11 protein-coding genes are annotated in these 9,305 nt (G+C 65.4%); 6 read left to right on the plus strand and 5 right to left on the minus strand.

Annotated elements, in window-relative coordinates; genetic code table 11:
* Positions 1-144: 144 nt before the first annotated feature.
* From JOZ00_RS09135 to JOZ00_RS09145, 3 genes are read right to left on the minus strand one after another with little or no spacing between them, the layout of a single operon-like run.
* A complete protein-coding gene (locus JOZ00_RS09135; protein WP_293342778.1) occupies positions 145-825 on the minus strand; it encodes a guanylate cyclase in 681 nt (226 codons plus the stop codon).
* Between the two features lie 34 nt (positions 826-859).
* Positions 860-1,231, minus strand: coding sequence for a carboxymuconolactone decarboxylase family protein (locus tag JOZ00_RS09140; protein WP_293342781.1), 372 nt, complete (start codon positions 1,229-1,231; stop codon positions 860-862).
* Positions 1,232-1,265: 34 nt separating this feature from the next.
* Complete coding sequence (locus JOZ00_RS09145) at positions 1,266-2,066, minus strand: SDR family oxidoreductase (protein ID WP_293342784.1); 801 nt, start codon at positions 2,064-2,066, stop codon at positions 1,266-1,268.
* Between the two features lie 89 nt (positions 2,067-2,155).
* On the opposite strand from JOZ00_RS09145, the gene JOZ00_RS09150 reads away from it, so the two are divergent.
* Positions 2,156-2,365, plus strand: coding sequence for a hypothetical protein (locus JOZ00_RS09150; RefSeq protein WP_293342787.1), 210 nt, complete (start codon positions 2,156-2,158; stop codon positions 2,363-2,365).
* On the opposite strand, the gene JOZ00_RS09155 is transcribed toward JOZ00_RS09150, so the two are convergent.
* Positions 2,317-3,150 carry an adenylate/guanylate cyclase domain-containing protein gene (locus JOZ00_RS09155; protein WP_293342790.1) on the minus strand — a complete coding sequence of 278 codons (834 nt, stop codon included), beginning with the start codon at positions 3,148-3,150 and terminating at the stop codon, positions 2,317-2,319. The genes JOZ00_RS09150 and JOZ00_RS09155 overlap by 49 nt on opposite strands.
* 122 nt (positions 3,151-3,272) lie before the next feature.
* Here JOZ00_RS09155 and JOZ00_RS09160 point away from each other — a divergent pair, with 122 nt between their 5' ends.
* Positions 3,273-4,682 carry a glucose-6-phosphate dehydrogenase gene (locus JOZ00_RS09160; protein WP_293342793.1) on the plus strand — a complete coding sequence of 470 codons (1,410 nt, stop codon included), beginning with the start codon at positions 3,273-3,275 and terminating at the stop codon, positions 4,680-4,682.
* 10 nt (positions 4,683-4,692) lie between these two features.
* Complete coding sequence (gnd, locus tag JOZ00_RS09165; protein WP_293342796.1) at positions 4,693-5,721, plus strand: phosphogluconate dehydrogenase (NAD(+)-dependent, decarboxylating); 1,029 nt, start codon at positions 4,693-4,695, stop codon at positions 5,719-5,721.
* A gap of 18 nt (positions 5,722-5,739) precedes the next feature.
* Here the strand turns inward: gnd and JOZ00_RS09170 are convergent, their stop codons facing one another.
* Entirely contained in the window at positions 5,740-6,603 is an 864-nt protein-coding gene (locus tag JOZ00_RS09170; RefSeq protein WP_293342799.1) for an alpha/beta hydrolase, read from the minus strand.
* 123 nt (positions 6,604-6,726) lie between these two features.
* Here JOZ00_RS09170 and JOZ00_RS09175 point away from each other — a divergent pair, with 123 nt between their 5' ends.
* The 3 genes from JOZ00_RS09175 to JOZ00_RS09185 all read left to right on the plus strand — a co-directional run.
* Positions 6,727-7,203, plus strand: coding sequence for a VOC family protein (locus JOZ00_RS09175; RefSeq protein WP_293342802.1), 477 nt, complete (start codon positions 6,727-6,729; stop codon positions 7,201-7,203).
* A gap of 130 nt (positions 7,204-7,333) precedes the next feature.
* Positions 7,334-8,239, plus strand: coding sequence for an alpha/beta fold hydrolase (locus JOZ00_RS09180; protein ID WP_293342804.1), 906 nt, complete (start codon positions 7,334-7,336; stop codon positions 8,237-8,239).
* Between the two features lie 4 nt (positions 8,240-8,243).
* A partial coding sequence (locus tag JOZ00_RS09185; protein WP_293342807.1) for a DUF1298 domain-containing protein occupies positions 8,244-9,305 on the plus strand: 1,062 nt, incomplete at its 3' end.

The raw sequence follows: 9,305 nt of genomic DNA on the forward strand, positions 1-9,305 counted from the left end.
CCGACCAGTTTCTGACAAAGGGGCATTACGGTGGGACATGAAGACCTCCGAGGCGGTGAGCGTTCCTAGACAGCTCGCACTCCACTCGGAGGTCTTCTTCTTGTCACCTCACCACGCCGTCACCAACGTCCGTGGTCAGTACAACTAGCCGACGATGACCTCGATTTCCTTCCCAAGCGAATGCCCCGTCGCCAGCGGCAACGTGTCACCGCTCCAGAACTTGCCGGGGTCAAACCAATTCGTGTCCTTGTCCGTGACGAGCAGGCCCATCTCCTCGTAGGTGATCGCCACCGTCTCCGCGCAGTACGCGGTGGCCAGGCTCATCTTGCGATCTTCCCGGCGTCGCCGAGTCTGCTCGTTAACCTTTCTGTCCAGCAACGGGATTCCCCGAACCCAGTCGTTGATGGTCGGGAGCCGACCGCGCAGCCACCGGCCCGTTAGCCGCGCGGTGGTGGGGAATGCGGTGCCGTCCATTCGCGCGATCACCCGCAGCAGTTCGTTCTCCTGCTGCCGAGTGGCGTACGGCGTCAGCTGACGCAACCAACACCGCTGGTGATAGTGCTGCGCCCACTGCAGCACCGCCTCCCGCAGATCGTTGAGTTGCACACCGCGATGGTTGCTGCCGGTCCACATGTCGACGAGTTTGTCGCCCAGCTCGGCGTGCCAGATCAGCGGTGGCAGGTCGTCGATGGCCACCGTCATCCCGACGTGGTTCACGGGTGCGTTCGTCAACGTCTGGATGGCACGGTCGGGCCCCGAGCCACCGCGAAACAGCCAAAGGTCCCCGGTGCGGGTTTCTTCGAGTGCCTGGTCTAGGGTGAGCATCGTCGGATCGCTTCTGCTGCAGCCGATTTGGTCATCATGAGCTTGGCAGAACCTCGCATGCAACACTGCGTGCGGTGGCGGCCGCGGGATAGCCCGCGTACCCCGCCATGTGGTAAATGACCTCTTCGATTTCCTCCAGGCTCAGCCCGTTGCGCAGCGCGATCGGGAAGTGAAACTTCAATTCGTCGGTGGCCCGCAACGCAATCAGGGCGCCGAGGGTTACCAGGCTGCGGGAGCGGCGATCCAGGCCGGGTCTGGTCCACACCGCACCGAAAACGTGGTCGATATTCATGTCCCCGAGTTCGTCCGCGAAACGGCCGTCGCGCAGACTGGTGATTCCGTCGGGGATCAGGCCGGGCAGCATCTCCTTGAACACGTCGAGCCCGTCGGTGTGCGCATCAGCCATCGTTGCCTGCCTTTCAGGGTCTTTTCAGAGTTTTTCACCGCGGTTCGCGGGAGATCTGGTAGTCGATGTAGGCATCCCAGTCATCGACGCGGCGGCGCAACTCCTCGACGACCTGTGGATGGGTCGGCACGAAGAACCGGTTGCGCAGGATCGCGTCGGCGACCAGCTCGCCGACCGGCGCCGGGTCGAGCAGTTCGAATTGTTCGCCGGGGATACGCAGCGGCGCGCCCACGCCGAATCGTGGTATCGCGGCGGCGATATTGGTCAGCACCGGTCCCGGACACAGCAGCGTGACGCCGATGTTCTTGGGCCTCAGATAGATTGCCAGCCCCTCGCTGATCTGCACGATGGCGGCCTTCGTGGCGGCGTAAGGCTGTCGGTCGTAGGAGTAGGTGAAAAGTCCGGCGAACGACGCGGTGTTGACCAGATGTCCGCTGCCCTGAGCGAGCAGCAGCGGCAGGAAGACGGCGTTGCTGCGCACCACCGACATCAGGTTGATCTCAAGGATTCGCTGCCACTCGCGCACCGGAATGTCTTCGGGCAGGCCGTTCGTCAGCACCCCGACGTTGTTGACGACGATGTCGACCCGGCCGAATCGCTGCAGTGCGGCATCCCGAATGCCTTCGAAGGCAACGGGATCCGACACATCGGCGCGATGCGGCAGTGCGGTGGCGCCGTTGCCGCTCAGTTCCTCGGCGATGGCCCCGGCGCCGTCGTCGTCGATGTCGACCAGCACGCAGTGGGTGCCGCGGGCGGTGAATGCATGAGCGATGGCGCGGCCTATGCCGCTGGCCGCACCGGTGATGACGGCGACCTTATCCCGAAGGTTGTCCATGTTGTGAGCGTCGTTGCCGTGGGTGGACGGGCACACAAGTTAACCACAACCCCCAACGTCGGAACCCGGTTGCGAATAGCCTTGTGTCCATGCGCGGTGTGTGGAAGTGGCTGGGGCTGGCCGGTGTCGCCGGCGTCGTCGCCGGGGGTGCACTCGTCGTGCGCGACCAACGTAAACGGCGTGCGTACACAGCCGACGAGGTCCGGTCCCGCCTGCATCGGAGGTTGGCCGAATCCGACGCGGAGAGCTTTCAGTCCAGGTCTGGATCGGGCGGGGCTTCGACGGCGAACAACCGATAGTTGCCCGAGAAGCCTTTCAGCGCGACCTGGCGACCCTCGTCGAACCGGATGTCGTCGCAGTCGCCGAGGGCATCTCGCACCGACTCGCTCACGAGGATCTCGCCGCCGGTGGCCTCCGCGGCGACCCGCGCCGCCATTGCGACATTGCGCCCGAACAGATCATCGCCGCGGCGTACCGAGCGACCCATGTGAACTCCGATTCGAACCCGAATCTCCTCGTGCCGCTTGCGCTTTGCGTCCTTACGTAGCGCCTGCTGCAGGTCCATGCCACACCGCACCGCCTGCTCGGCGCGAGCGAAGGCCACCATGAATCCGTCACCCTGGCTCTTCACCACATGACCAGAGCGCCGCTGTACGAGACCGGAAACCAGCTTGTCGTGGGCACCGATGAGCTTCACCCAGGCACGGTCGCCGATCCGCTCGTTGAGGGCGGTGGACTCCTCGATATCGGAGAACAGGATCACCACCCGGCCATCCGGGGTGACCCGGGCCAGGTCGGGCCGTTCCACCTCCGCCCAGTCGGCGAGGTCCTCGATCGAACTGCGCAGGGCGCCGCCGAAGCCCTCCTTGCGCACCAGGTTTGCGGTTTGCCACACCTGCTTGACGGCTTCGCGGCCCCCGGACAGCAACCGCTTGCGGGTGTCGGTTCGCTGCTGCAGCTCTTCGAGCTCCCGGCGACTGCGGGCGAGCAGGTTGGCGAGCACCACGAGTCCCACGGCTTCGAGCACGGCAATCCCGGCCACGACATAGACCACGATATGCAGCGCATCACCCACGTCGGCCATCCTTTCAATGCTGTGGTCCGCTCCGGTTGTCGGCCCTATCGGCAGTGTCTAGTGTTGAGTCGGCCGGCCACGGGTAGTGAGTCTCAAGGGAGCCGAATAGGTGACTTTCGGGAGGTGTGGACTTGGCCGACGGTGACAGTAATTCATGCGACTTGCTGGTGGTCTTTGGAATCACCGGTGATCTGGCGCGAAAAATGACATTTCGGGCTTTGTACCGGCTCGAGCAACGCGACATGCTGGACCACCCGATCATCGGTGTGGCCAGTGACGATATCTCGATGGACCAATTGCTCGATCGGGCGCGCGACGCGATCAAGGCGTCCGGCGAGGACTTCGACGAGAAGGTGTTCGACCGGTTTGCCGGCCGGCTTTCCTATCTGCACGGCGACGTCACAGATGAGAAGCTCTACGGCGAGCTCGCCAAAAAGGTCGGTTCGGACAGCCGTCCGCTGTACTACCTCGAGATGCCGCCGTCATTGTTTGCGCCGATTGTCGAGAATCTGGCTAAGGCCGATTTGCTGGAGCGCTCGCGGGTGGCGGTGGAAAAGCCGTTTGGCCACGACTTGGAGTCGGCGCGAGACCTCAACGCCCGGCTGCGCGCGGTGCTCGACGAGGACCAGATCCTGCGAGTCGACCACTTTCTGGGCAAGCAGCCCGTCGAAGAGCTCCAGTACCTGCGTTTCGCCAACAATGCCCTGGCCAAGCTGTGGGACCGCGACAGCATCTCCGAAATCCACATCACCATGGCCGAGGACTTCGGCATCGAGGACCGTGGCAAGTTCTACGACGCCGTGGGCACGCTGCGCGACGTCGTGCAGAACCATCTGCTGCAGGTGCTCGCCCTCGTCGCGATGGAGCCGCCGGTCGGCGCGGGTGACGATGACCTGAACGACAAGAAGGCCGAGGTCTTCCGGGCGATGCCCGCGCTGGATCCGGAGCGCTGCGTGCGTGGCCAGTACCGCGGCTACACCGATGTCGACGGCGTGGCAAAGGATTCGAAGACCGAAACCTACGTCGCGCTGAAAACCGAGATCGACAATTGGCGATGGGCCGGGGTGCCGATTTTCATCCGCGCCGGAAAGGCGTTGCCGGAGAAGGTCACCGAGGTCCGGATGTTTCTGCACCACGTCCCCGGCTTTTCATTTCTGCCCAAGCGCCGCCCGCCCGAGCCCAACCAGATCGTGATCCGTATCGACCCCGACCCCGGGATGCGGCTGCAGCTGTCGGCGCAAGTCGGCGACTCGTGGCAGGACGTCCACCTGGACTCGTCGTTCGCCGAGGATCTGGGCGAGGCGGTGCGACCGTATGAGCGGTTGATCTACGCCGCGTTCCATGGCGACCGTCAGCTGTTCGCCCGCGAGGACGCCATCGAGGAGACGTGGCGGATCGTGCAGCCCTTGCTGGACAAGCCGGGCCGGATCCACCGCTACGACCAGGGCTCGTGGGGACCCGAGGAAGCGCGATCACTGCTGCATGGCCATCACAGCTGGCAACAGCCATGGCTGCCCAAGCAAACGCAACCATCACACTAAGGAGACAAGCATGCAGCTGGGAATGATCGGTCTGGGCCGAATGGGCGCCAACATCGCCCGCCGCGTGGCCGACCACGGACACGAGGTTGTTGTATACGACCACAGCGAGGATGCGGTCAAGGCGATGGCCGACGAGCAGAACACCACAGGTGTGTACTCGCTGAAAGAGCTGGCCGAAAAGATGTCCACGCCGCGCGTCGTGTGGGTGATGGTTCCCGCCGGGACCATCACCACCTCGGTGATCAAGGATCTCGCCAACACACTGGACAAAGGCGACATCGTCATCGACGGTGGCAACTCCTACTACCGCGACGACCTCAAGCACTCGAAGTTCTTGTCCGAGAAGGGTATTCACCTGATCGACTGCGGCACCAGCGGTGGCGTGTGGGGCCGCGAGCGCGGTTACTGCCTGATGATCGGCGGCGACGACTACGCCTTTGAGCACGCCGAGCCGCTGTTCTCCGTGATCGCCCCCGGAGTCGACGCTGCGCCGCGCACGCCTGGGCGCGACGGTGAGGTCGCGCAGCCCGAAAAGGGCTATCTGCACTGCGGTCCGTCGGGTGCCGGGCACTTCGTCAAGATGGTCCACAACGGTATCGAGTACGGGATGATGGCCTCGATCGCCGAGGGGCTGAACATCCTGCGCAATGCCGACATCGGCAAGCGCATCGAAGCAGGCGATGCCGAGACCGCGCCGCTGTCAGAGCCGGAGTGCTACCAGTACGAGTTCGACATCGAAGACGTCGCCGAGTTGTGGCGCCGCGGTAGCGTCGTCGGCTCCTGGTTGCTCGACCTGACCGCGAGTGCATTGCATGAGTCGCCCGACCTCCACGAGTTCTCCGGCCGGGTTTCTGACTCGGGTGAGGGCCGCTGGACGGCGATCGCTGCGATCGACGAGGGCGTGCCCGCGCCGGTGCTCACCACCGCTCTGCAGTCCCGGTTCGCCTCGCGAAGCCTCGACGACTTCGCCAATAAGGCGCTGTCGGCGATGCGCAAGCAGTTCGGCGGGCACGCGGAGAAGCCCGGCGTCGGCGGCTAGCGGCTAGCTGGTTCAGGTCTAGCGCGTCGCGAACGCCACCACGACGTCGCTGAAGGCGTCGTTGTCGTCGCCCGCGGCGGTGTGTCCGGCATCGGACAGCTCGACGAACTCCGCGCCCGGCACCGTGTCCAGAAAGTGCCGGACACCTTCGGGCCTGACCACATCGGAGAGTTTGCCGCGGATCAGTAACACCGGGATCCGCAGGCCGGCTGCCGCCCGCTCGAAGTTCTCGGTGCGCAACTCCGGGTCGTCGCCCGGCTTGGTCATGAACGCCGGGTCCCAATGCCAGTACCAGCGGCCGTCGCGCAGCCGGAGGTTCTTCTTCAGCCCCTCCGGGCTGCGCGGCCTGGTCCGGTGCGGCAGATACGCGGCGACGGCGTCGGCGGCCTCTTCGAGCGAGCCGAACCCGTGCAGACCGCTGAACATGAAGTCGCGGATGCGGGCGCTGCCGTTCTTCTCGAACCGCGGGACAACGTCGACCAGCACCAGCCCCGTCACTCGGTCGGGTCCGGCCTGGTGCGCGACGAGGATCCCGGTCAACCCGCCCATGCTGGCCCCGATCAGCATGACCGGGCGGCCGATGGCGTCGAGCACATTCATGACGTCGGCAGTCAGCGTCTCGACGTCGTAGTCGGCCTTGGGCGCGCGATCGCTGTCGCCGTGACCGCGGCTGTCGAGCGCGATTACGTGAAATCCTTCGTCGGCCAACACCTGACCGGTGTTCTTCCAAGAAAACCTGTTCTGGCCGCCGCCGTGCAGCATCAGGATCGTGGGCCGATCGTCGGCCGCGGTCGAGCCGCGGTTCCACTCGTCACCGACCAGGGTGACCCCGTCGACTCCGGAAAACTCGACCGTCTCGAAACTGCTGCTCACGGTGCTCATGCGTTTTGACGTTACATAGGCGGGTTAAGCACTGTTTCGCGGGTCGACGGCGCGATGAATTTTCGCCGTCACCGTGGTCTATCAGTGAAAGAAACCCACCCCGTCTTCAAGGAGGCCGTGTCCATGCCATCGATTACTCCCTCGTTATGGTTCGACCACAACCTTCAGGAGGCGGCGGAGTTCTACACGTCGGTGTTCCCGAACTCCCATATCGAGGGCCTCAACCGGACCACCGAAGCCGGACCGGGCGAGCCGGGAACGGTCCTGTCCGGCAGCTTCGTGCTCGATGGCGCCCGGTTCATCGGCATCAACGGCGGCCCACACTTCCAGTTCAGCGAGGCCGTGTCCTTCACGGTGCACTGCAAAGACCAGGACGAGGTCGACTACTACTGGGACCGCCTGACCGACGGCGGCGAGGAGTCCCAGTGCGGCTGGCTGAAGGACCGCTTCGGTCTGAGCTGGCAAATCGTGCCCGATCGGCTCTACGAATTGATCGGCGATCCGGATCGCGACCGCGCGGCGGCGGCCACCCAAGCGATGTACGGCATGCGCAAGATCGTCATCGCCGAGTTGGAGGAAGCCGTCTCCGCACTGTCATAGCTTCTAGTGAAGCTCTTAGCCAAAGCTCTTGCCGCAGCGATGATTTGACCGATTGTTGGCTGCGGTCGGTGCGTCTTGTGCCCGCACACGTTAGGTTGGTCCGTGCGGACGCGCCGAGCGGGGAGTGAAGATGGCTGAACCAGGCTGGATGGACGTGGCCGGCCCTGCTGGGGACCTGAAAGCCCTCACCTGGGGGCCACCTGACGGCCCCATCGCGTTATGCCTGCACGGCTTCCCCGACACGGCCTACGGGTGGCGCAAGTTCGCTCCGCGACTCGCCGAGTCCGGTTGGCGGGTGATCGCGCCGTTCATGCGGGGATATGCGCCGTCCTCGATTCCGGCCGACGGCAGCTATCAAGTCGGCGCGCTGATGGACGATGCCCTGCGCGTGCGCTCGGCGGCGGGCGGCACCGAGCACGACGTAGTGATCGGTCACGACTGGGGCGCGATCGCCGCGACCGGGTTGGCAGCGATGCCCGACAGCCCATTCAGCAAGGCGGTGATCATGTCGGTGCCGCCGTCGGCGGCATTCCGCAGGCGGGGCGGCGTGCCCGACCGGGGCCGGCTGGCCGGGCACGTGGCACGCCAGATGTTGCGCAGCTGGTACATCATGTACTTCCAATTGCCTTGGCTGCCTGAGCGTTCCGCCTCCTGGGTGCTGCCGCTGCTGTGGCGGCGATGGTCGCCTGGCTATCGCGCCGACGAGGACCTGCGTCACGTCGACGCGGCGATCGGAACGCCGGACAGCTGGCGCGCTGCGCTGGGTCCCTACCGCGCCACGATCCGCAACACCCGACCGTCGCCGCGGTATGCGCAATTGAACGAGCTGTGGACCGAGGAGCCCGTGCTGCCGTGCCTGTACCTGCACGGTCGCGACGACGGTTGCATGACACCGGCTTTCGCGCACTGGGCGGAGAAGGTGTTGCCCGCGGGCAGCGAGGTCGCCATCGTCGAGCGCGCCGGGCATTTCCTGCAGCTCGAACAACCCGACAAGGTCGCCGATTCGGTACTCGCGTTTATCGGCGCACCCGGCTGACGCCGTGCCGGGCAGGCGGATGGCGGCCGTCGACGCGCAGTCCTATTGGACGTCGGCCAAGATTCCCAACGACGAGTTCCTGCTGTACGCGTTCGACGGAGAACCCGAAGACCTGGATCGCGCGGTCGATCAGATCTGCCGCCGGGCCCGCGTCTGCCCTGGGCTGACGATACGAGTCGAGGACGGGTGGGCGCTGACCTATCCGCGATGGGTGCCGGCGCCGGTGGGGCCAGAGCGGGTGATCTGCCATGACCTGGCCGATCGAAGCTGGCACGGCTGCCTGGCAGCCCTGTCGGATCTTTTCGCCGATCAGCTCGATATCCGCCGAACACCTTGGCGGGTACACCTTTTCACATCGGTGACGGGCATTCCCAGGTGCACCGGAACCGGCACCGTCGCGGCCGTGCAGGTCCCTCATGCGCTCGCCGACGGCGCCCGCGGTTCGGCCATGGCGGCGTGGCTGTTCGGCCGGGAAGCCCCGGTGCCTGAGCTTGAGCGCCTGCGGGCGGGCTTTCTGCCGTGCCGGGCTTTCGATGCGACCCGGACTCATCGCCGAATGCTCCGTGATATCGAGGCAGGGCTGCTGGTGGCCCCACTTGCGCCCCGGCCGCCGCTGAGCACCAACGCCAGACCCGAGGGCACCCGCTCCATCCGCACGCTGGTGCGACAACGCTCGCAGCTGCGCGGCCCGACGGTCACGGTTAGTGTTCTGACCGCGGTGTCGGCGGCGTTGTCCAAGCTGCTGGGTCCGGAGGCCGAATCACTGGGCGCCGAAGTTCCGATCGCCAAACTCGGTGTGCCACATGCATATAACCACTTCGGCAACGTCGTGGTCGGCCTGCATCCGACACTCGGCTTGGGCGACCGCGCCGAGCGGATCGCCGCCGACCTGGCCAATGGCCGGCGACGATTCGAACATCCGGCTACCCGGTCGGCCGATCGGGCGTTCGCCGCCATGCCCGCTGCGCTGCTGCGGTGGGGCATCTCGCAATTCGATCCGAACGTCCAGCCGGTGCAGGTGGCCGGCAACACCGTGGTGTCCAGCGTGAACCGTGGAGCGGCGGAT

Source organism: Mycobacterium sp. (assembly GCF_019243155.1).
In the GTDB taxonomy this organism is placed as follows: Bacteria; Actinomycetota; Actinomycetes; order Mycobacteriales; family Mycobacteriaceae; genus Mycobacterium.

What these genes read in the sequence shown, in the direction of transcription:
- JOZ00_RS09135 (WP_293342778.1), bottom strand. Translation starts at nt 825, where the DNA reads ATGCTCACCCTAGACCAGGCACTCGAAGAAACCCGCACCGGGGACCTT.
- JOZ00_RS09140 (WP_293342781.1), bottom strand. Translation starts at nt 1,231, where the DNA reads ATGGCTGATGCGCACACCGACGGGCTCGACGTGTTCAAGGAGATGCTG.
- JOZ00_RS09145 (WP_293342784.1), bottom strand. Translation starts at nt 2,066, where the DNA reads ATGGACAACCTTCGGGATAAGGTCGCCGTCATCACCGGTGCGGCCAGC.
- JOZ00_RS09150 (WP_293342787.1), top strand. Translation starts at nt 2,156, where the DNA reads ATGCGCGGTGTGTGGAAGTGGCTGGGGCTGGCCGGTGTCGCCGGCGTC.
- JOZ00_RS09155 (WP_293342790.1), bottom strand. Translation starts at nt 3,150, where the DNA reads ATGGCCGACGTGGGTGATGCGCTGCATATCGTGGTCTATGTCGTGGCC.
- gnd (WP_293342796.1), top strand. Translation starts at nt 4,693, where the DNA reads ATGCAGCTGGGAATGATCGGTCTGGGCCGAATGGGCGCCAACATCGCC.
- JOZ00_RS09170 (WP_293342799.1), bottom strand. Translation starts at nt 6,603, where the DNA reads ATGAGCACCGTGAGCAGCAGTTTCGAGACGGTCGAGTTTTCCGGAGTC.
- JOZ00_RS09175 (WP_293342802.1), top strand. Translation starts at nt 6,727, where the DNA reads ATGCCATCGATTACTCCCTCGTTATGGTTCGACCACAACCTTCAGGAG.
- JOZ00_RS09180 (WP_293342804.1), top strand. Translation starts at nt 7,334, where the DNA reads ATGGCTGAACCAGGCTGGATGGACGTGGCCGGCCCTGCTGGGGACCTG.